A 20,841-nucleotide genomic window follows, 5' to 3' on the forward strand; every position below is an offset into this window, starting at 1 on the left:
TCAGGCTTTCGGCGCGATCTTCCAGAGCCGCCAGGCATTCTCGGAGAAGACGCGCCGCTTGTCCTCAAGGCTGACGCCGGACAGCAACGCCTGGGTCGCGCCGATCCAGGTGGAAAGGCCACCGCCGAGCGTGCAGACCGGCCAGTCGCTGCCCCAGACCATGCGCTCGAAGCCGAAACATGCCGCGACATGGCCGAAATATGGCTTCAGGTCCTCCAGCGTCCAGTCGTCCGCGCCATAGGCGGGAATGCCGGACAGCTTGACCGTGACATTCGGCCGGCGGGCGATCTCCGCAACCGGCCCCTTCCACAAGTCGAAGCCGCCGCCCTTGATATCCGGCACGCCGCAATGGTCGAGCACGAAGGAAACATCGGGAGCAAGATCGGCGAGCGCAATCGCCTTCCCGATCTGGTGCGGCAGAACGCAGAGGTCGAAATTGAGGCCGGTGCCGGCCAGTCGGCTGATATTCTCCCGGAACAGCGCGCCTTCGGAAACATCGTCCGGCACCACATGCAGGACGCGACGGAAGCCGCACACGAAAGGATCGGCGAGCACCCGCTCCAGATAGGCGGGAAAATCCGGCTCTTCCGGCCGGCAGGCGGCAATGGCCCCGACGAGCAGGCTCCCCGCTTCCCCGGCCAGCGCCTCGACCATCGCCGTCTCTCGCGCAATATCCGCCTCCGCGACATCCACTTCCATATGCAGCGCCGCGACGATGCCGAGCCGGCGCGCCTCCCGCGCATAGGCCGCATGGGTGAAATCGGCGTCGAGCGGCGGGACATTCGCCAGCCAGGGATAGGACAGCCGGTCCCGGTAGATGAGGTGCAGATGCGTATCGACGATCATGGTGCGTCCTCGCTGGTGAAGCCCGCGCCGGTCATGTCCGAGAGCCGGGCCGTCGCTTCGACGACGAGCCGGGTGGTCGCGGCAATATCGGGGGCCGTGGGTGCGTTGATCAGCGTGATATAGGGCACGGTCAGCGCTGCGATGGCGGTGCCGTCGGCCCCGAGCACCGGGGCGGACAGGTTGACGACGCCCGCCGTCTGGGCGCTCGGCATCGTCTCGTAGCCACGGGCGCGGATGAGATCGAGACGGGCCAGGAATTCCGGCGTCACCCGCCCGTCCGCATCGCCATCGCCGAGATGTTCGGCGATCATGCGCGCGCGCTCAGGCGGTGCGCGGAACGCCAGAAGCACATGGCCCGAGCCGGTGTCGAATAGGCCGATGCGCGAGCCGACGCGGATGGAAATGCCCCAGTAGCCCGGCGCTTCCTGCTGGGCGATGACCACCGGGTTACCGCGGTCGAAGACGACGAGCTGGTTCGCCTGCCGGGACGCCTCGGCAAGCTCGCGCATCACCGGCACCGCGAAGGAGGCGAGACGGCGCGGCGGGGCGTGAAGCTGGGCGAGGCCGAAGAGTTTCAGCGTCAGCGAGAAACGGTCGCCATCGATGCGGGTGACATAGCCGCGCCTCACGAGGCGGTCGAGCATGCGGTAGAACTCGTTCGGGCTGCGGCCGAGCCGCTTGGCGATCTCGGCCTGCGTGAGACCGCCATCCACCCCGGCCAGAAGCTCCAGGATATCCAGCCCCTTGTCGAGCGCCGGCGCGCGGTAGCGATCGTTGTCCTCGTCCGACACGGCTTCTCCCTCGAAATCGGTAGCTTCGATGCGGCAAGCCCCGAACAGGATTGGGCTTGACGAAACGGCCTGATTGACCTGTATATAAATGATCTACTTATTAATGAGCAATAGCCATATCGTCAGGGGACCCCATGACCAGGATCACCAGCCTCCGCTCGATAGACCTGCGCTTCCCCACCTCGCAGAAGCTGGACGGCTCGGACGCGATGAACCCCGACCCGGACTATTCGGCCGCCTATGTCGTGCTCGGCACGGATACGGCGGGGCTGGAGGGCCATGGCCTCACCTTCACCATCGGCCGCGGCAACGAGATCTGCTGCGCGGCCATCGACGCGATGAAGCACCTCGTCGTCGGCCTCGACCTCGACTGGATCCGCGAGAATCCCGGCCGCTTCTGGCGGCATGTGACGAGCGACAGCCAGCTCCGCTGGATCGGCCCGGACAAGGGCGCGATGCACCTCGCCACCGGCGCGGTGGTCAATGCCGTCTGGGATCTGCTGGCCAAGCAGGCCGGAAAGCCCGTCTGGCGTCTCGTCGCGGAGATGAGCGCGGAGGACATCCTTTCCATCGTCGACTTCCGCTACCTGACGGATGCGCTGACGCCCGAGGAGGCGCTGGCCATCCTGAAGAAAGCGGAGGCCGGCAAGGCGGAGCGCATCGCAACGCTCGAGGCGGAAGGTTATGCCTGCTACACGACCTCGGCCGGCTGGCTCGGCTATGACGACGAGAAGCTGCGGCGGCTCTGCCGGGAGGCGGTCGCGGAAGGTTTCACCCATATCAAGATGAAGGTCGGCCGCGACCTGGAGGACGACAAGCGCCGCCTGCGCATCACCCGCGAGGAGATCGGCGACGAGCGCTTCCTGATGATCGACGCCAATCAGGTCTGGGAGGTCGGGCAAGCCATCGACTGGGTGAAGGAATTGCAGCCCTACAGGCCCTTCTTCATCGAGGAGCCGACCAGCCCCGACGACATTGCCGGCCACAAGGCGATCCGCGAGGCGATCCATCCGGTGAAGGTCGCGACCGGGGAAATGTGCCAGAACCGCATCGTCTTCAAGCAGATGATCGCCGGCGGCGCCATCGATATCGTGCAGATCGACAGTTGCCGCATGGGCGGCCTCAACGAGGTGCTGGCCGTGCTGCTGATGGCGGCGAAGTACGGCCTGCCCGTCTGGCCCCATGCCGGCGGCGTCGGGCTTTGCGAATATGTGCAGCACCTGTCGATGATCGACTATGTCGCCGTCTCGGGCACGAAGGACGGCCGGGTGATCGAATATGTCGACCACCTGCACGAACATTTCCTCGATCCCTGCCGCATTGAGAACGCCGCCTACATGCCGCCGGTGCGGCCCGGCTTCTCCATCGAGATGAAGCCGGAATCGATTGCGGCCTATACGTTCCGCCCCTAGGAAAACGGGCGGCGCACTTTCAAATCCTGGACCGGACTGCTAGTTTCGCGGCTCCAACACAGGAGAATTCCCATGAAAATCAGCGCCCGCAACCGCCTCAAGGGCAAGATCGTCGAAGTCATCCTCGGCGCGACGACCGCCCATGTCCGCATCGATGTCGGTGGCGGCTCGATCATCACCGCCGCGATCACCAACGAAGCGGTGAACGAGCTAGGCCTTGCCGCCGGGCAGGAAGCCTATGCCGTCGTCAAGGCGTCCGACGTGATGGTCGCCATCGACGATTAACCGTCGATCTTCTTGCACATATGCACCTGGCCGGTCTCGAAATCGCCCGGCTGGGGCGGCGCAATCGGCTTGAAGAGCGTCCGATCCGGCTTCAGGTCGATCAGCGGCGTGCCGTCGAGGCAATCGAGGCCGCGCACGAAGAGGCGATTGCCCTCGATCTTTTCCAGAGCGACGATGGACGTGCCGATCGGGTTGGGCCTGACGGGCGAGCGGATGGAGAAGGTGCCATGCACCTCGCCGTTCGAGGCCGGACTTTGCAGCACGAGGTCGCGGCGCGACTGGTGCAGCCAGTAGAGCACTTCCAATCGCTCGAAACGTTCGACGCCCTTCAGCGCCGCCACCCATGGCTCGAATATCTCGATGGTGCAGACCGGCCCGTCCGGGCGGCCCTGCCGGGGCGTTTCCAGACGCGAGGTCCAGGGCGTCGAAATCCGCCCGATGAAGACGAGCGCGGCATCCTCCGCCTGCGGCGGCGCAATCGCCACCTCGTTGTCACGGATTTCATTCAGCCGGACCATGCCCATCTCCATCGCTATATTCCACTGGATACGACGATAACGGCCGGAGGATGCTTTTGAAAGATGCAAATCTCACCGGCGACAGGCGACGGCCTATTCCTCGCCGCCGCCCTTGCCGTCGAGCTTGAGGGCGGCAAGCTCCTCCAGCATGTCGAGAAGCGCATCGACCCGCTGCGTCCCGAAGCGTGCATCGATATCCGCATAGACACGGCGGGAATCCGGCATCACCTCGTCGATCACCGCCTGTCCGGCCGGGGCGAGTTGCAGCAGCACGCGGCGGCCGTCGTCCTTGTCCTTGTGCCGCAGGATCAGGCCCCGCTCCTCCAGCGAGCGCAGCATGCGCGTCAGGCTCGGCGCAAGGATGAAGGCCTTTTCCGCAAGCTCCGATGCATCGAGCGTACCGGCCTCCGCCAGGACGCGCAGCACCCGCCATTGCTGCTCGGTGACGTCATGGTCGGCGAGGATCGGCCGGAAATGGCTCATCACCGCCTCGCGCGCCTTCAAGAGGCCGATTGCCAGCGAGCGCCGGCGTTCACGCGGGGACCCGTCGTTCGTCTTGTCGGGATTGTCCATGTCCGAAGGCGCACCGTTCATCGTCCTGCCTCTATCCGCGATTTTCCCGGCCCGCGCAATGGAAAGCCGGGAAGAACGGTTCGCCTGTCGCCGCCGGCATGCTAGCGTCCACGCCGCAAACAGTCTCTCGAAAGCGCAGCACGCCATGACAGCCGAAAACGCCCCGCCCGCACACACCTACATCTTCGCCCCGCCCGCCGTTCCCGCCCTGCCGGTCAAGGGCATGTCCGCGCTCTTTCCGGTGCATCGCATCTATTGCGTCGGCCGCAACTTCGCCGACCACGCCATCGAGATGGGGCACGACCCGGTGCGCGAGCCGCCCTTCTTCTTCCAGAAGAACCCGGATACGCTCACCGCGCCCGAAAACGGCTTTCCCTATCCGCCCGCAACCAGCGACGTGCATCACGAGGTCGAGCTGGTCGTGGCGCTGAAAAGCGGCGGCAGCGACATCGCGGCGGAAAACGCGCTCGACTGCGTCTACGGCTATGCCGTCGGGCTGGACATGACGCGCCGCGACCTGCAGGCCGAAGCCAAGAAGCACGGCCGCCCCTGGGAGATCGCCAAGGCCTTCGAGCATTCCGCCCCCTGCGGGCCGATCCACCCCGTCGCCAAGATCGGCCATCCGGCGCGCGGCGCGATCCGGCTTGCCGTCAACGGCGCGGTGCGGCAGGACGGCGACCTCGGCCAGATGATCTGGAAGGTGCCAGAGATGCTCGCCCACCTCTCCCGTCTCTTCGTTCTCGCACCGGGCGACCTCATCTTCGCCGGCACGCCCGCGGGCGTCGGCGCGATCCGGAAAGGCGACGTGATGGAGGCCCATATCGACGGGCTGGACGGCATCGCCGTGACGGTCGTCTGACGGGGCCATCCCTGCGACAGGACGCCACGCACATTCCCCGCCTTGTTTGATCAATGTCAAAGAAGGAAGCCCTTCGCGAGCCTACTCCTTTGTGCATGAACGATTGACGTTCGTCAGAAGGAGAATTCCAGTGCGTACCATGGCAAAGAGCATCGTCGGCGCGGCAGCAGTCATTCTGGCCCTCGCGCTTCCGGCAGCGGCGGCGGATTTTGAAGTGCATATGCTGAACAAGGGCGCCGAAGGCGCCATGGTGTTCGAGCCGGCCTTCGTGAAGGTCGCCCCCGGCGATACGGTCACCTTCATCCCCACCGACAAGGGTCACAATGTCGAGACGATCAAGGACATGATCCCCGAGGGCGCGGAAGCCTTCAAGAGCAAGATGAACGAGACCTACAAGGTCACCTTCGACAAGGCCGGCGCCTATGGCGTGAAATGCACGCCGCATGTCGGCATGGGCATGGTGGGTGTTGTCATCGTCGGCGATGCGCCGGCGAACCTCGATGCCGTCAAGACCGGCAAGCTGCCGAAGAAGGCACGCGAGCGTCTGGATGCCGCCATCGCGGCAGCCGGTCTCTGATACGCAATACGTCCTTACGGGGCGGGGGCCGGAAACCCGGGGCGGAGCGATCCGCTCCGGGTTTTCTTCGTCAATCCGCCCATTCGGGATCGGTGGTGAAGGCGATGGTCAGCCAGCGGTCCGGGCCCTCGTCACCGATGGCGATGCCGACCTCGTCGCGGATCGCATCCCAATCCTGCAATTTGCGCGCCGGGAGATCCGCCGGCACGATGAAGAAAAGCTCGATCTGCCGGCCGCGGCCGACGCGGGCGACATAGGCCCGGTAGGAAAGGAAGCCGTGCCGCTCGACGATGGTTTCCGCCACGGCGTCGACATGGCTCTTCAGGTCGGCCGGGGTGACGAGCAGGATATCGGCAAGCGCCTGCCGGATCGTGCCGGCCGGAATGGGGATGATGACGAGGCAGACGAGCGCCAGCGCGACCGGGTCGATATAGGGCGACATCCATTCGTGCTTGGTGCCCTGGATCAGCGCACCGCCGATAAAGGCGACGAGCAGGGCGCCGGTAAGACCGGAGGACATGATCCAGGACTTGACGTCGAGCGCGACGAATTCCGACTTGATGGTGCGGTTCGCCCGCGCGCTGACGATGGCCATGGTGATCGTGATCGCAAGCGTCACGACGGAATAGGTGATCGCCGCGCCGAAATCGAACAGCCGCCCGCCGTTCATGATACTGCTGACGGCGTTGATCAGCGCATAGGTCGCCGCGCCGGTGAGCAGGATGCCGTTGAGGCCCAGCACCATCGGCTCCAGATGCCAGAAACCCATGGTGAAATGCTTGACGAGCGGGTTCTTCCCGTCGGTCGCCGAGGAGGCGATGAGGTTCGAGACCACGAGCGCCAGAACCGTCATCGACGCATCCGTCATCGCATAGATACCGTCGAAGACGATGGCGAAGGAACCGGAGAGAATACCGAACAGAATGCCGACGCCCGCCAGGAGGATGGTGACGGCGATGGAGACGCGCAGCAGCCCCTGTTCCGTTTTCATCATGAGACAGCCCCTTTGTCGATCGAGAAGGCGCCCGTTATAGCGGCCCGCCGCACCGAATTCCATCTTCTGCATGGTACGGATTTACACATTTAATTTTCTAATGGTGCGGTCGCCTGTTAATTTCATCCGCACACGCTCACGGGATGGCCCATGCTGAAACTTGCCCTGCTTTCGACCTGGCTTCTCCTTGCGCTGCCCTCCCTTCCCCTCCTTGCCGCCGAGCATACGATGACCCAGTTGCACAAGGCCGCCGCTGCCGGCGACACCGCCGCCATCCGGGCCTTGCTCGCCGGGGGCGCGGACATCGAGGCGCGGGACGCCAGCGGCGCGACCGCGCTGCTCGTCGCCACCCATGCCAACAAGGTGGAAGCGGCCCGCGCGCTGATCGAAGCGGGCGCGAATGTCAACGCCAAGGACGATATCCAGGACAGCCCCTATCTCTATGCCGGCGCGCGCGGCCATCTCGATATCCTCAAGCTGACGCTCGCCCATGGCGCGGACCTCAAAAGCATCAACCGCTATGGCGGCACCTCGCTGATCCCGGCCTCCGAGCGCGGCCTTGTCGAGACGGTGGACACGCTGATCAAGGCGGGCGTCGCCATCGACCATGTCAACCGGCTCGGCTGGACTGCGCTTCTGGAGGCGATCATCCTCGGCGACGGGGGCAAGCGTCATCAGCAGATCGTCGGCCTTCTGATCGCGGCCGGCGCCAATGTGAACCTCGCCGACAATGACGGCGTGACGCCGCTGCGCCATGCCCGCGACCGCGGCTTCGACGAAATCGCCGCCCTGCTCGAAAAGGCAGGGGCGAAATGAATAACGGAAACACTCAAGACAAAGGGCCTGAGACGATGCAAAGAAGCTACTACTCCTCCCTCGGCGGCCACCCGCCGCAGACCGACCTGCTGACCGGCCGCGCCGTTTTCACGGAGGCCTATGCGGTGCTCCCCAAGGGCACGATGCAGGACATCGTCACCAGCTTCCTGCCCTTCTGGGACAACACGCGCTGCTGGGTCATCGCCCGCCCGCTTTCTGGCTTTTCCGAGACCTTCTCGCAATATGTCATGGAAGTCGCCCCCGGCGGCGGCAGCGACCGGCCGGAGCAGGACCCGGAGGCCGAGGGCGTTCTCTTCGTCGTCGACGGCGAAGTGGAGCTGACGCTGCCGGCCGGCAAGCACACGCTGACGCCGGGCGGCTACGCCTTCCTGCCGCCGGGCCTGAAGTGGTCGCTGCGCAACCGCTCGGGCGCCCATGCCCGCTTCCACTGGATCCGCAAGGCCTATGAGGCCGTGGACGGTCTCGACCATCCCGAGCCGCTGATCCTCAATGAGAAGGACATCACCCCCTCCGTCACGCCCGATACGGACGGCGGCTGGGCGACGACCCGCTTCGTCGACCCGAACGACCTTCGCCACGACATGCATGTGACCATCGTCACGCTGATGCCCGGCGCCGTCATTCCCTTCGCCGAGACCCACGTCATGGAACACGGCCTCTACGTGCTGCAGGGCAAGGCCGTCTACCGTCTCAACCAGGACTGGGTGGAAGTGGAAGCCGGCGACTTCATGTGGCTGCGCGCCTTCTGCCCGCAGGCCTGCTATGCCGGCGGCCCCGGCCCGTTCCGCTACCTGCTCTACAAGGACGTCAACCGTCACATGGCGCTGAGGCCCTTCGGCGCACGTCGCTGAGCGGATCGGTTGCTCACCACGAAACCCGCGCCCCACCGGCGCGGGTTTTTTGTTGTCGATTGGGCCTATCCGGCTACCGGCATCGCCACCGGATAGGAGCGAGGGTCGAAGCGCAGATAAAGCAGCGCCGTCACCAGCACGCAGCCGAGATGCAGATACCAGCCGGCCGCAAAGCCGCCCGTCCAGTCGTGCAGCACCGCCATCGCATAGGGGCCGATGGCCGCGATGAGGAACCCGCCGCCCTGCATCAGCGCGGCGAGCGCGCCGGCCTGCTCGGGGCTCGGCAGATGATCGAGCGCAGTGACGATGGCGAGCGCGAAGCTGCCGCCGAGACCCGCCCCGCAAAGCCCCGCCCAGAGCGCCGGCGCCAGCTCGGGAAAGCGCGCGAGACCGAAGAAGCCGATAATCTGGAAAGCGATGGTCAGCCAGAGCCAGCGGCGGCGGTCGACATTGCCGCGGGCGAGGAACGGCAGACCCAGCGCCGCGGCGGCCTGACAGGCCGCCATGACAGCAACGAGGCCGCTGCCGTCCGCGCTCGTCCAGCCCTGCGCCTGATAATAGGGCGCAAGCCAGGCGATCATCGAGCTGTAGCCGGCATTGATCAGGCCGAAGGCCGCCATCAGCGCCCAGGTGCGCGGACGCCGCAGCAGCCGGCGGGTGAGCGTGCCGTCCGGCTTCTTCGCCTCGACGTCGGACAGGATGCGCCAGGCGGCGGCCAGCGCCAGAGCCACCGGCAGGGCCAGCCAGGCGAGCGCCGCCCGCCAGCCGAAGCCGGCATGCACGAGCACCGGCATCAGCCGCGCCCCGAAGGCCCCGCCGGCCATGATGACGGCGGAGTAAAGCCCCGTGACGACCGGCACGCTGGTCGGGAACCGCGCCTTGATGATGCCGGGAAAGGCGGCCTGGATGAAGGCGACGCCGATGCCGCAGAGCGCCGCCGTCGCGATCAGCGTCAGCCCGTCATGGGCGAAGAGACGCAGCGCCGAGCCGGCGAGCAGGATGGCGAGCGCGGCAAGCAGGCCGCGCCGCGTGCCGGTGCGCACCTGCAGGCCGGGCGCCACGAAGGCGCCAACCCCCATCAGGAACATCGGCAGCAGCGTCAGCATGGCGATCCCGCCATAACCGAGGCCTGTATCGGCGACGATCTCGGCGAGAATGGGCGCCGGCGCGGCGATGAAGGGCCGGAGATTGAGGCCGACCAGAACGACCAGTGCGAGCATTGCCCAATCGCGGCCGGGGCGCATATCCGTCATCATGCTTCTCTCGTGCTGAAAATACCTGTCCGCGCGGGCATGACGGCCCGGCGATCATGCGCCTATGGCTATCACTCGCTTGAATCATGCGCAAATTAGATGTTTAGATAGCCATCATTCTGAATCTGGATGGAGGGATCGTGCTCGACCCGCGCCTGCTCCGGGCCTTCGTGGCGATTGCCGACGCCGGCAGCTTCACCGCCGCCGCCGACCGCCTGCACATGACCCAATCGACCATGAGCCAGCAGATCGCCCGTCTTGAGGATGCGATCGGCCGCGCGCTGGTGGACCGCGCCGCCCGCCCGGTGCGCCTGACGGTGACCGGGGAACGCCTGCTCGGCCACGCCCGGCGCATCCTCGCCCTGCAGGACGAGGCGCTGACGCTGGTGGCGGAAACCTCCGGCACCACCTCGGTCCGGATCGGCATGCCAGACGACATCGCGACCCCGGAAATGGCCCGGGCCTTCGCCGCCTTCACCCGGCGTCACAAGGAGGCCCGCCTCGACGTCACCACCGGCCTGCGCTCCGATCTTGCCCGCCGCTACCGCTCCGGCGAACTCGATATCGTGGTGCTGAAGGAGGATGCGCCGGGAGAGGACAGCCTGGCGAGCTTCGAGGAGCCGATCGCCTGGTTCGCCGCGCCCGGCGCGGCCGGAAGCCTGCCCGACCCGGTGCCGCTCGTTACCTTCCCGCCCGGCGGGCTTTATCGCGACGCCATGTTCGAGCGGCTGGAGCGCGAGCGCCGCCGCTGGTACATCGCCTTCACCTCCGCCAGCCTGCGCAACGTGCTGATGGCCGTGGAAGCGGGCCTCGGCCTCTCGCTGCTGCCGGTCGACGCCACGAAAGGCTGGCGGATCGAGCCGCTCGCCGGCTTCGCGGGCGAACCGCCGGTCTTCGCCTCGCTCTATTCCTGGGAGAAAAGCGGCTTCGTCGGCGAGCTGGCCGACGAAGTGCTCGACATCCTCAGGCGGCATTTCGCGCGTATCTAGGACCCATCGAGCTTCAGTTCAGGCTGAGCCGAAAATGGTGCTTTTGCGGGACCCGGAGCGCAGCGTACTTTCGGTACGTGAGCACCGGAAGCTCGCAAAAGCACCATTTGCAGGCCGGCATGGGCTGAAGTCGATGGTCCTAGCCCTTGTAGATATCCGCATAGGTCTCGCGCAGCACGTTCTTCTGCACCTTGCCCATCGTGTTGCGCGGGAGGTCTTCGACGAAGAGCACGCGCTTGGGCTGCTTGTAGCGCGCCAGCCGGTTCTGCAGGGCGGCGAGCACGGCCGGCTCGTCGAGCGCCGCTCCTGCCGCCCGCACCACGACCGCCGTCACCCCCTCGCCGAAATCGGGATGCGGCACGCCGATGACCGCGCTTTCCACGACGCCGGGCATGGCGTCGATCTCCATCTCCACTTCCTTCGGATAGATGTTGTAGCCGCCCGAGATCACGAGGTCCTTGCCGCGGCCGACGATATGCACATAGCCGCGCTCGTCGATCTTGCCGAGGTCGCCCGTGATGAAGAAGCCGTCCATGCGGAATTCGGCGGCCGTCTTTTCCGGCATGCGCCAGTAGCCCTTGAAGACGTTCGGCCCCTTCACCTCGATCATGCCCGTCTCGCCGTCGGGCAGAGATTTTCCGGTCTGCGGATCGGCGACGCGCAGCAGGACGCCCGGCAGCGGGAAGCCCACCGTGCCCGCCACCCGGTCGCCGTCATAGGGGTTCGAGGTGTTCATGTTGGTCTCGGTCATGCCGTAGCGCTCGAGGATGGCGTGGCCGGTCCGGTCCGAGAAGCTGCGATGGGTTTCGGCAAGCAGCGGCGCGGAGCCGGACACGAACAGCCGCATATGGGCGGTCGCCTCGCGCGTCAGGCCCGGATGTTGCAGCAGGCGGACATAGAAGGTCGGCACGCCCATCAGCACCGTGGCGCGCTCCATCAGCCGCAGGGCCTCGCCCGCGTCGAACCTCGGCAGGAAGAACATCGACGCGCCCGACAGCAGCGTCACGTTGGAGGCGACGAAAAGGCCGTGCGTGTGGAAGATCGGCAGCGCATGGATCAGCCGGTCCGCGCCGGTGAAGCGCCAATGATCGCGCAGCGCCAGCGCGTTCGAGAGCAGGTTGTCGTGGGTGAGCATCGCGCCCTTGGAGCGGCCGGTCGTGCCGGACGTGTAGAGGATCGCCGCCAGATCGTCCGGCCCGCGCTCGGCATCGACGAAATCCGCCTCCAGCCCGGCGGCAAGCGCGAGCAGGCTGCCACCGCCCGCCGCATCCATCGTGGCGACCGTGCCGCCGCACGCCTTCGCCATGCCGGCGACGCTTTCGCCCTGCGTCGGATCGACGACCACCAGCCGCGGCGTGGCGTCCCCCAGGAAATAGTCGAGTTCGGCCAGCGTATAGGCCGTGTTGAGCGGCAGGTAGACGGCCCCCACCCGCAGGCAGGCGAGATAGAGCATCAGCGCTTCCGGGCTTTTCTCCACCTGCACCGCCATCCGCTCTCCCGGCAGGACGCCGAGCTGCCGCAATGCGCCCGCCAGCCGGCCGGAAAAGGCGATCATCTCGCCATAGGTCCAGCTCCGCCCCTCGGCCGTCTCGATGAACGCCGCCTCCGACGGCGCGGCGGCGCGGATCGCATCGAAAAGATGATTGGCCATGGGGGTCTCCTTTTCCGTGACGAGCCGCACCTTGTCACACCGCCGGGCGGCGGCGCCAGAGGGAAACGCAGGGCGACGGCCGGTGAAAATCGCATACACTTGGCCGGAACCATCATTGCGGCTCCGGCAAACGGGTGGACAGACTCACCCTTTGCATGCAATTTGCCGCAAACAAATTGCGGAACGGGAGAACACCGCATGGTACAGAAAACGGGCGATTCGGTTCGCGGGCGCTCGCATGCCGTCCACCGGGCGCTGAAACGCGCAATCCTCGATCAGGCTCTTTCACCCGGCGCGAAGCTGCCGGAGGATTCCATCGGCGAACGTCTCGGCGTCAGCCGCACGCTGGTGCGCGAGGCGCTGGTGCGGCTCAGCGAGGAAGGACTGGTCGACCTGCGCCCGAACAAGGGCGCGACAGTGGCGCGGCCGACGCTGGAGGAAGGGCGGAACCTCTTCCTTACCCGCGTGGCGCTGGAGCGGCTCGTCGTCGAGACCCTTTCGGGCCGGCTTGCCAAGGAGCAGATCGACACGCTCTCGGCTCATATCGACGCCGAAGATGCCGCGCGGACGGAACACGCGCAGTCGATCCGTCTCGCCGGTGAATTCCATACCCTGCTCGCGCAGATGACGAACAATACGACCCTCATCCGCTACGTGAACGAGACGGTCGCCCGCAGCTCGCTGATCCTCGCCCTTTACGGCCGGCCGCATTCCTCCGAATGCGCCGTGTCGGAGCACCGCGACCTGCTCGACCACCTGATTGCCGGCAAGACCGAGGCCGCAGTCAAGCTGATGACCCATCACCTCGATTCGATCACCACCCGCGCCCTGCTGCCGAAAGAGGACGACCGAAATATCAAGGACGTGCTCTCGGCCTATGCCGTCGCGGAAGGCCTCGTCTAGCCGAAGCGATTTCGCTTCGGCAACGGTAGTGCGGTAACACAAACCCTCTAGGACGCAGCCTCGTCCGCGAACAGCTTCCACCGCGTCGGCCTGAAACGCAGCGTCGCGCCGTTCGCGGCCTGCGCGTCGAGCGGGATTTCGATCTCGACATGGTGCGGCTCACCCGGCCGGCCGATATCGATATCCGCGATGCGCGTGCCGGCAAGGCGGCGGGACGTGGCGATGCGGCCTTCCAGCGCCGGTGTCCCGGCATCCGTGACAAGCGTCACATCCTGCGGACGGAAGAAGAGCGTGCCCGCCCCCTCGCCCGCATCGCCGCCGCGCGGGGCAATGCCGACGGGTGCGCCCTGGAAGCGGATACACCCCTCCTCCACGCGCACCGGCAGGCTGGCGCTATCGCCGATGAAGGAGAAGACGAAGGGCGAGTTCGGCCGGTCGTAGACATCGTCGGACGAGCCGACCTGCTCGATCTTGCCCTGGCTCATCACGACCACGCGGTCGGCCAGCTCCAGCGCTTCCTCCTGGTCGTGCGTGACGAAGACAGTCGTATGGCCGGTGCGGTCGTGGAACTCGCGCAGCCAGCGGCGCAGCTCCTTGCGCACCTTGGCGTCGAGCGCGCCGAAAGGCTCGTCGAGCAGCAGCACCTTCGGCTCGATGGCCATGGCGCGGGCGAGCGCCACGCGCTGGCGCTGGCCGCCGGAAAGCTGGTTCGGATAGCGCTTCTCAAGGCCGGAAAGCTGCACCATGTCCAGAAGCTCGCCGACGCGGCGGCGGATCTCGGCCTTGGGCGGACGCTCCGCGCGCGGGCGCACCGTCAGACCGAAGGCGATGTTGTCGGCCACCGTCATATGGCGGAACAGCGCATAGTGCTGGAAGACGAAGCCGACATGGCGCTCCTGCACGGTCTTGTGCGAGGCATCCTCCGCGCCGAAATGGATGCTGCCGAGCGTCGGCTGCTCAAGGCCGGCGATGAGGCGCAGCAGCGTCGTCTTGCCCGAGCCGGAGGGGCCGAGAAGTGCGATCAACTCGCCCGAGCGAATGTCGAGCGAGACATCGTTCAGCGCCGGGTATCGGTCGAATTCCTTGCGGATGTTTTTTACACTGACGTCCATTGCGGGCGTGCCTTTCAGATCAATGCTTGCGACCGGCGGCGATTTCCGCGCCGTAGTGAAGTTCCAGAACCGTCTTGACGACCAGCGTGACGAGCGCGAGCGCGGCGAGCAGCGAGGCCACCGCGAAGGCCGCGACGAAATTATACTCGTTGTAGAGGATCTCGACATGCAGCGGCATGGTGTTGGTGAGGCCGCGAATATGGCCGGACACCACCGAGACCGCCCCGAACTCGCCCATGGCACGGGCGTTGCAGAGCAGCACGCCGTAGAGCAGCCCCCATTTGATATTGGGCAGCGTCACGTACCAGAAGGTCTGCCAGCCGGACGCCCCGAGCGACAGCGCCGCCTCCTCGTCGCCCGTGCCCTGTTCCTGCATCAGCGGGATCAGCTCGCGCGCGACGAAGGGGAAGGTGACGAAGACCGTGGCGAGCACGATGCCCGGCACGGCGAAGAGGATTTCGACGCCATGGCTCTTCAGCCACGGCCCAAGCACGCTTCCCGCGCCGAAGAGCAGCACATAGACGAGGCCGGAAATGACCGGCGAGACGGAGAACGGCAGATCGATGAGGGTGGTGAGGAACGCCTTGCCCTTGAATTCGAACTTGGCGATGGCCCAGGCCGCCGCCACGCCGAAGACGAGGTTGAGCGGCACCGCGATGCCGGCGACCAGCAGCGTGAGGCGGATGGCGGCGAGCGTATCGGGATCGCCGAAGGCGGTGAAGAATTCCCCCGGCCCCTTGCGGAACGCCTCGACGAAGACGGCGGCCAGCGGCAGGAGGAGGAAGAGCGCGAGGAACAGGAAGGCGACCGCCATCAGCGTATAGCGGGCGGCGGGCGATTCCGTCGTCGGCGAGCGGAGGGAACGCGGCTTATGCGCCATGACCGTACCTCCTGCGGCTCCAGGCCTGGATCAGGTTGATGGCGAGCAGCATGGCGAAGGACAGCGCCAGCATGATCGTCGCGATGGCCGTCGCCGCACCGTAGTTGAACTCCTCCAGCCGGATGACGATGAGCAGCGGCGCGATCTCCGAGACATAGGGGATATTGCCGGCGATGAAGATGACCGAGCCGTATTCGCCGACGCCGCGGGCGAAGGCGAGCGCGAAACCCGTGAGGATCGCCGGCGCAAGGCCCGGCAGCAGCACGCGGTAGACCGTCTGGAAGCGGTTGGCGCCGAGCGTCGCGGCCGCTTCCTCAACCTCCCGGTCGATCTCCTCCATGATCGGCTGCACCGTGCGCACGACGAAGGGCAGGCCGATGAAGACGAGGGCGATGACGATGCCGGTGGGGTTGAAGGCGGCCTTGATGCCGAAGACGTTGAGCACCTGCCCGACCCAGCCATTCGGCGCATAGAGCGCGGCAAGGGCAATGCCGGCGACGGCCGTCGGCAGGGCGAAGGGAAGGTCCACGACCGCATCGACGATGCGCCGGCCGGGGAACTCGTAGCGCACGATGACCCAGGCGACGATGACGCCGAAGACGACATTGATGAGGGCGGCGAGGAAGGCCGTGCCGAAGGAGACCTTGAGCGCATTCAGCGTGCGCGCGTCGGCGAGGATGGCGAGGAACTCCGATCCCGACAGGGAGGCGGAACGCCAGACGAGGCCGGCGAGCGGGATCAGGATGATGAGCGTGAGGTAGGCGAGCGAAAAGCCAAGCGTCAATCCGAAGCCCGGAATGACGCTTGGCTGCCTCAGTCGCCACCGCACGGAGGCGGCAGCAGGTGTCGTCAAGTTACTCAGTTCCCCGGCTTGTAGATCTGGTCGAAGACGCCGCCGTCGCCGAAGTGCTCGGGCTGTGCCTTCGCCCAGCCGCCGAAGATCGGGTCGTCAATCGTCACCAGCTTAATCTCGGGAAGCTGTTGCAGCAACTCGGGCTTCACCACCTCGCGCTTGGAGGGACGGTAGAAGTGCTTGGCCGCGATGTTCTGGCCTTCTTCCGAGTAGAGGTATTCGAGATAGGCTTCCGCCTGCTTGCGCGTGCCCTTGGCATCGACATTGCCGTCGACCACCGCGACCGGCGGCTCGGCGAGGATCGAGATCGGCGGGGCGACGATATCGAAGGAGTCCGCACCGAATTCGGCGCCGGCAAGGTAGGCTTCGTTTTCCCAGGCGAGCAGCACGTCGCCGATCTGGCGCTGGGCGAAAGTGGTCAGCGAACCGCGCGCACCCGTATCGAGCACCGGCGCCCGCTTGTAGAGCTCGGCGATATAGGCCTTGATCTTGTCCTGATCGCCGCCGAATTCCTGGTTCGCCCAGGCCCAGGCTGCCAGATAGTTCCAGCGCGCGCCGCCCGATGTCTTCGGATTGGGGGTGACGATCTGCACGTCGCCCTTCACGAGATCGCCCCAGTTATGGATGCCCTTCGGATTGCCCTTGCGCACGAGGAAGACGATGGTCGACGTGTAGGGGGCGGAATTGTTCGGCAGGCGCGTGCGCCAGTCCTTGGCGATCTTGCCGGTCTTGTCGGCGATGGCGTTGATGTCGCTTTCCAGCGCCAGCGTTACCACATCGGCTTCCAGACCGTCGATGACGGCGCGCGCCTGCTTGCCCGAGCCGCCGTGCGACTGCTGGATCGTCACGTCCTCGCCGGTCTCGGCCTTCCAGTGCTTGGCAAAAGCCTCGTTGTAATCCTTGTAGAGTTCGCGCGTCGGGTCATAGGAAACGTTGAGCAGCGCCGTCTGCGCGACCGCCCCCGAAACCCCGCTAAACACCAGCCCCACACCAAGGGCAATCGCCCCGAGCCGTTTTGCAAATACAGACATCTCCAACCTCCTGGTCACTGCCTCGCCCAAAAGCCTAGAGAATTAGTAGACTTAGTCAACAACGGCAGGATAGTTCGCAAAACGGGTTTAAAACGGGTCAAAACGGCGCAATACGCGAACTGCCGAGCCCGGCAGGAGGCGCATAGTTCATCTCCAAAACGGCCGCGCAAACGCAAAATGCATCCGCGGAAAATGCGCCTCCCCGGCCCTGCGCCGAAACTTTTTTCAGCCGCCGGACACTCGCGCCAGACCGCCGAGAGGCGCGGACAGCACGCTGCGATAGACCTGCCGTACCGTCTCGGCAAAGACGAACGGCCCCGGTCGCAGGCTCGACGCGATGGCCCCGACGACGGACAGCCCGCGCAACGGCGCGTCATGGACGAGAAGGCGGCCGCAATCGTCGATGGAAAGGGTGGCGATATCGCAGCCGAGCATGCCGGCAAGGGCATTGGCCGAAGGCGTCTCGCGGCAGTCGATGGTGTTTTCGCCGGATGGCGGGGCGCACGGCGGCACGAAACGGGTCCGTCCGGTCTCGAATTCCGCCATGAGGCGGCGGTGGATATCGCCCGCGATGCGGATGGCGAAATGCCGGTGCAGGCGCAGGAGATGACGGCGATACTGGTTGCGCTCGGCCTGGGGCAGATTGCGCCAGACCACGGAAAGACGGGCGGAGGCGGCATCGACGACGGTTTGCCATTGGCCGCCGTCCCGCGCCTCCGCGATGCTACATTCCTGCCGGATATAGCGGAAGGCATCGCGGAGCGAGCGCCCGGCCGGCGGCTCGCCGAAGCGCACGCCCTCCTGCGCCCGGCCATGCGGCTGCGGCAGCCCGCCGCTCGCCGCCGCGACATGGATGGCCCCGAAGAAACCACGCGCCCTCAGGTCGAGCAGGATGGCGGCAAGCCGCGGCCCGTTGCCGACAAGGGTCAGGGGCGACGGCCGCTCCTGCCGCACGAGCCGCACGGCCGCCGCGCTCGCCTCCTCCCAGGACGCCACCTCGCGCTGCGCGAAGCCGAAGCCGGTGGCGATGAAGGCATGGTCGAAGAGAGCGCTCTCGCCATCGCCGAAGCCGATGCGCACGCCCTCGCCCTCGATGTCGATACGCTGCGCGGCAGCGCAAAGGGTGCGCAGGCGCACATCCTTTCGCAGGGCCAGCGCCTCGCCGAAACGGGCCATCGCATAGTCGCGGAAAAGGGCGCGCGGCACATGCAGGTCCTGCGGGCCGCGCAGCGCCGTGACGGCGCCGTCCGCCAGGAAACCGTCCTTCAGCCAGCGGGCGAAATCGTCCGGCCGGTCCGGCAAGACGGAGAGGTCCCGCGCCGGTTCCGTGGTGAAGGCCCGGCCCGCCGGGCCATCGCCGAACGCGCCCGGCGCATCGCCGGCATCGATCATCCACGCCTCGAAAGGACGATGGAAACGCCGCATCAGCGCGATCACCGTGGCAAGGCCCGAAGGCCCCGCGCCGATCACCGCGATCCGCGCCATCGGCCGCGCCCTGGAGGGCGAGGCATCTTCCCTTACGATCCGTTCGAAGAACATGCGATGTCCTTTCCCTTGGAGGCGGCGCGAGAAGCCGAAGGGAGGATAGCGCAGTCCTGTGTAATTTTCTACCTTTTTGGTAGTCTATTTTTCTGAAGCGATTCCGGCCGCGACGCAGGACAGCGGCCGAACAGGTTTTCACCAGCGGGCAAGGCCCAGCAGCATTTCGCCGAGCGGCGTCAGCGTCGCGGTCCCGGCATTGCGCTTCTCCCAGCCGCGCGGGTCGCCGGGAAAGGCATCGCGCTGCGGATGGTCGAGGTCGCGCCAGAGCCGGATGCGTTCCAGCCGCTCCGCCTCATTGTCCCATTCGGCGGGATGCATGGCGATGTACTGCGCCATGCGCACACGGCCGTCCGAATGGTTCGGGCGAACGCCATGCGCCAGCAGGGAATTGAAGATCATGAGGTCGCCGGGGTCCATGTCGATATTGACGACCGAAAGCCCGCTCATATCCGGGTGCATCGGATCGCGATCCGCCGGCTGCGTCTTCACCCATTCCTCGAAATGCTCGAAGAGATAGGGCACGCACTGGAAGCCGCCGACATCGCCATCCTGCTTCTGCAGGCTGAGGACGCCCTGCACGCCGATGGGAAGCGGGCGGATCGACGTATCGACATCCCAATGGATGAAGCCGTTCGGATTGCCCTTGACCTGCTTCGGCGGATTGAGATTGGCCCGGTCGATCGTCACCCAGAGGTCTTCGCGATCCCAGATATCGACGAAGACGTCGTAGACGCGCCGCTCCATGCGGTTATCCCAGAGATACTGGCGATTGTAGATCTCCAGCATGCCGGTATTGTTCAGTTCCTTCATCTTGTGCTCGCGCCGCTGCGGCGCATACCAGGTCGCGGGATCGGCCGGGTCCTTCTCGTCGAAGCGCCAGAGAAGATCGACAAGGCGCTCCACATTCGCCGCAGGCACGGCCTGCCGGACAATGACATAGCCCTTCGTCGTCCACTGTTCCCAATCGGCCTTCGACAAAACGCGCAGCGGCAAGGTCTTGCGGATATCCTTGAGCTGCGTCGTGGCGGCAGCGGTCGGGTGGCTGTCGCGTTTGCCCATGGCGGCTTGCATATCGGTCTCCCATCGTTGTCTGCCTGAACATCAGGCAGGAACAGGATAGGCGCGCCGGCCCGCCGATGTTGTCGGCGGGCAGCCATTTCTGATACTATTCTGGCGTATCTTCCCCCATGGATGCCCGATGCGCCCCTATCGCGAACACCTGCCGGCCTCTTCAGACGCATCCTGGAGCATGCTCAACCGCCGGCTCGACGACGGTATCCCCTTCGAATGGCACCATCACCCGGAGTTCGAGCTGACGCTGACGCTCAACTCGCGCGGCCAGCGCCTGATCGGGGATCATGTCGGCGCCTATGAGCATGGCGACCTCGTCCTGATCGGCCCCAACCTGCCGCATAGCTGGGTCTCGCGCGAGAAGCTGCGGCCGGCCGAACCCCATGTGGCGCTGGTCTTCTGGTTCGGCACGGAATGGATCACACGGCTGACGGCGGGCACCGTGGAGCTTCGCCCGGTCCAGCGCCTCATCGAGCGGGCGGCGACGGGACTGGCCTTCGGCAACATGCTCGGGCTGGCGCTCGCCGACAGTTTCGAGGCCGTCTATACCCGGCCGCCGGCGCAACGCCTTCTCGGGCTGCTCGATATCCTGCTGCAGATTGCCGATACGGAGGGCGGCCAGCCCCTCGCCTCTCAGGCGCCCCCGCGAGCGGATGGCAGCCGCGAGCGCATCGACCGCGTGCTCCAGCATCTCCATCAATTCTACGGGCAGCCGATAGCCATGGCGGAGCTTGCCGAAATCGCCGCCCTCAGCGTTTCCGGCCTGCATCGCCTGTTCCGCAAGCACACGCAGACGACCGTGTCCGACTATGTCATCGGTCTCAGGATCGGCGACGCCTGCACCCGCCTTTCCGGCACGCGCCAGCCCATCCAGCATATCGCCGCGGAGGACGGCTACACCTCGCTTGCGAATTTCAACCGGCAATTCAAACGGCTGCGCGGCATGTCGCCCCGCAGCTATCGGGCGCTGTTCTTGTAGGGAAGGCAAAAAAAATGGGCCTGCGAAAACCGCG

22 protein-coding genes are annotated in these 20,841 nt (G+C 66.0%); 9 read left to right on the forward strand and 13 right to left on the reverse strand.

All coding sequences use genetic code 11. The features are described 5' to 3' along the window. Positions 1 to 846 carry an amidohydrolase family protein gene (locus K8M09_RS14500; protein WP_160785113.1) on the reverse strand — a complete coding sequence of 282 codons (846 nt, stop codon included), beginning with the start codon at positions 844 to 846 and terminating at the stop codon, positions 1 to 3. Beyond that, on the reverse strand, positions 843 to 1,637 hold the full coding sequence (locus tag K8M09_RS14505; protein WP_160785112.1) for an IclR family transcriptional regulator: 795 nt from the start codon (positions 1,635 to 1,637) through the stop codon (positions 843 to 845). The genes K8M09_RS14500 and K8M09_RS14505 overlap by 4 nt, the downstream gene beginning before the upstream one ends. A 134-nt stretch (positions 1,638 to 1,771) precedes the next feature. Between K8M09_RS14505 and K8M09_RS14510 the strand changes: the two genes are divergently transcribed. After that, the gene (locus K8M09_RS14510; RefSeq protein ID WP_160785111.1) at positions 1,772 to 3,049 is read left to right on the forward strand and encodes an L-fuconate dehydratase; all 1,278 of its coding nucleotides are present in this window, start codon (positions 1,772 to 1,774) and stop codon (positions 3,047 to 3,049) included. A gap of 72 nt (positions 3,050 to 3,121) precedes the next feature. After that, positions 3,122 to 3,334 (forward strand): TOBE domain-containing protein, encoded by a 213-nt coding sequence (locus K8M09_RS14515; RefSeq protein ID WP_160785110.1) that lies wholly within the window; start codon positions 3,122 to 3,124, stop codon positions 3,332 to 3,334. On the opposite strand, the gene tsaA is transcribed toward K8M09_RS14515, so the two are convergent. Together tsaA and hpaR are read right to left on the reverse strand one after the other, a co-directional pair. Further along, complete coding sequence (tsaA, locus tag K8M09_RS14520; protein WP_160785109.1) at positions 3,331 to 3,852, reverse strand: tRNA (N6-threonylcarbamoyladenosine(37)-N6)-methyltransferase TrmO; 522 nt, start codon at positions 3,850 to 3,852, stop codon at positions 3,331 to 3,333. The two genes, K8M09_RS14515 and tsaA, sit on opposite strands and share 4 nt — an antisense overlap. Before the next feature lie 93 nt (positions 3,853 to 3,945). Further along, positions 3,946 to 4,446, reverse strand: a complete 501-nt coding sequence (gene hpaR / locus K8M09_RS14525) for a homoprotocatechuate degradation operon regulator HpaR (protein WP_206366651.1) — start codon at positions 4,444 to 4,446, stop codon at positions 3,946 to 3,948. Positions 4,447 to 4,570: 124 nt separating this feature from the next. Here hpaR and K8M09_RS14530 point away from each other — a divergent pair, with 124 nt between their 5' ends. Further along, a complete protein-coding gene (locus K8M09_RS14530; RefSeq protein ID WP_160785108.1) occupies positions 4,571 to 5,284 on the forward strand; it encodes a fumarylacetoacetate hydrolase family protein in 714 nt (237 codons plus the stop codon). A 139-nt stretch (positions 5,285 to 5,423) separates the two neighbouring features. After that, entirely contained in the window at positions 5,424 to 5,861 is a 438-nt protein-coding gene (locus K8M09_RS14535) for a pseudoazurin (protein ID WP_170299430.1), read from the forward strand. Between the two features lie 70 nt (positions 5,862 to 5,931). Here the strand turns inward: K8M09_RS14535 and K8M09_RS14540 are convergent, their stop codons facing one another. Next, entirely contained in the window at positions 5,932 to 6,852 is a 921-nt protein-coding gene (locus tag K8M09_RS14540; protein ID WP_160785335.1) for a cation diffusion facilitator family transporter, read from the reverse strand. A 231-nt stretch (positions 6,853 to 7,083) separates the two neighbouring features. Here K8M09_RS14540 and K8M09_RS14545 point away from each other — a divergent pair, with 231 nt between their 5' ends. Further along, positions 7,084 to 7,671: an ankyrin repeat domain-containing protein gene (locus K8M09_RS14545; protein ID WP_380734477.1), complete on the forward strand. Its 588-nt coding sequence runs from the start codon at positions 7,084 to 7,086 to the stop codon at positions 7,669 to 7,671. 35 nt (positions 7,672 to 7,706) lie between these two features. Beyond that, entirely contained in the window at positions 7,707 to 8,543 is an 837-nt protein-coding gene (locus K8M09_RS14550) for a bifunctional allantoicase/(S)-ureidoglycine aminohydrolase (RefSeq protein WP_160785105.1), read from the forward strand. A gap of 65 nt (positions 8,544 to 8,608) precedes the next feature. On the opposite strand, the gene K8M09_RS14555 is transcribed toward K8M09_RS14550, so the two are convergent. Next, a complete protein-coding gene (locus K8M09_RS14555; RefSeq protein WP_206366650.1) occupies positions 8,609 to 9,799 on the reverse strand; it encodes a cyanate transporter in 1,191 nt (396 codons plus the stop codon). Between the two features lie 137 nt (positions 9,800 to 9,936). Here K8M09_RS14555 and K8M09_RS14560 point away from each other — a divergent pair, with 137 nt between their 5' ends. Continuing rightward, positions 9,937 to 10,785 carry a LysR family transcriptional regulator gene (locus K8M09_RS14560; RefSeq protein WP_160785104.1) on the forward strand — a complete coding sequence of 283 codons (849 nt, stop codon included), beginning with the start codon at positions 9,937 to 9,939 and terminating at the stop codon, positions 10,783 to 10,785. A gap of 139 nt (positions 10,786 to 10,924) precedes the next feature. Here K8M09_RS14560 and K8M09_RS14565 read toward each other — a convergent pair whose 3' ends face one another. Further along, positions 10,925 to 12,436 (reverse strand): malonate--CoA ligase, encoded by a 1,512-nt coding sequence (locus K8M09_RS14565; protein WP_160785103.1) that lies wholly within the window; start codon positions 12,434 to 12,436, stop codon positions 10,925 to 10,927. Positions 12,437 to 12,634: 198 nt separating this feature from the next. Here K8M09_RS14565 and K8M09_RS14570 point away from each other — a divergent pair, with 198 nt between their 5' ends. Beyond that, positions 12,635 to 13,339, forward strand: coding sequence for a GntR family transcriptional regulator (locus K8M09_RS14570; RefSeq protein WP_160785102.1), 705 nt, complete (start codon positions 12,635 to 12,637; stop codon positions 13,337 to 13,339). Positions 13,340 to 13,386: 47 nt separating this feature from the next. Here K8M09_RS14570 and K8M09_RS14575 read toward each other — a convergent pair whose 3' ends face one another. The 6 genes from K8M09_RS14575 to K8M09_RS14600 form a co-directional block, all read right to left on the reverse strand. Then, entirely contained in the window at positions 13,387 to 14,451 is a 1,065-nt protein-coding gene (locus K8M09_RS14575; protein WP_160785101.1) for a sulfate/molybdate ABC transporter ATP-binding protein, read from the reverse strand. Between the two features lie 19 nt (positions 14,452 to 14,470). Beyond that, positions 14,471 to 15,331 (reverse strand): sulfate ABC transporter permease subunit CysW, encoded by an 861-nt coding sequence (gene cysW / locus K8M09_RS14580; RefSeq protein ID WP_160785100.1) that lies wholly within the window; start codon positions 15,329 to 15,331, stop codon positions 14,471 to 14,473. Further along, positions 15,321 to 16,184, reverse strand: a complete 864-nt coding sequence (gene cysT, locus K8M09_RS14585; protein WP_170299415.1) for a sulfate ABC transporter permease subunit CysT — start codon at positions 16,182 to 16,184, stop codon at positions 15,321 to 15,323. Before cysT ends, cysW begins: the two co-directional genes overlap by 11 nt. 5 nt (positions 16,185 to 16,189) lie before the next feature. Then, entirely contained in the window at positions 16,190 to 17,215 is a 1,026-nt protein-coding gene (locus K8M09_RS14590) for a sulfate ABC transporter substrate-binding protein (RefSeq protein WP_160785099.1), read from the reverse strand. 225 nt (positions 17,216 to 17,440) lie between these two features. Beyond that, positions 17,441 to 18,754, reverse strand: a complete 1,314-nt coding sequence (locus K8M09_RS14595) for an FAD/NAD(P)-binding protein (RefSeq protein ID WP_160785098.1) — start codon at positions 18,752 to 18,754, stop codon at positions 17,441 to 17,443. A 138-nt stretch (positions 18,755 to 18,892) separates the two neighbouring features. Beyond that, positions 18,893 to 19,828, reverse strand: a complete 936-nt coding sequence (locus K8M09_RS14600) for a phytanoyl-CoA dioxygenase family protein (RefSeq protein WP_160785097.1) — start codon at positions 19,826 to 19,828, stop codon at positions 18,893 to 18,895. A 127-nt stretch (positions 19,829 to 19,955) separates the two neighbouring features. Between K8M09_RS14600 and K8M09_RS14605 the strand changes: the two genes are divergently transcribed. Beyond that, positions 19,956 to 20,807: a helix-turn-helix domain-containing protein gene (locus K8M09_RS14605; protein WP_160785096.1), complete on the forward strand. Its 852-nt coding sequence runs from the start codon at positions 19,956 to 19,958 to the stop codon at positions 20,805 to 20,807. The last annotated feature ends 34 nt before the right edge of the window (positions 20,808 to 20,841 follow it).

It is taken from the genome of Shinella zoogloeoides (assembly GCF_020883495.1).
Classification (GTDB): domain Bacteria; phylum Pseudomonadota; class Alphaproteobacteria; order Rhizobiales; family Rhizobiaceae; genus Shinella; species Shinella zoogloeoides.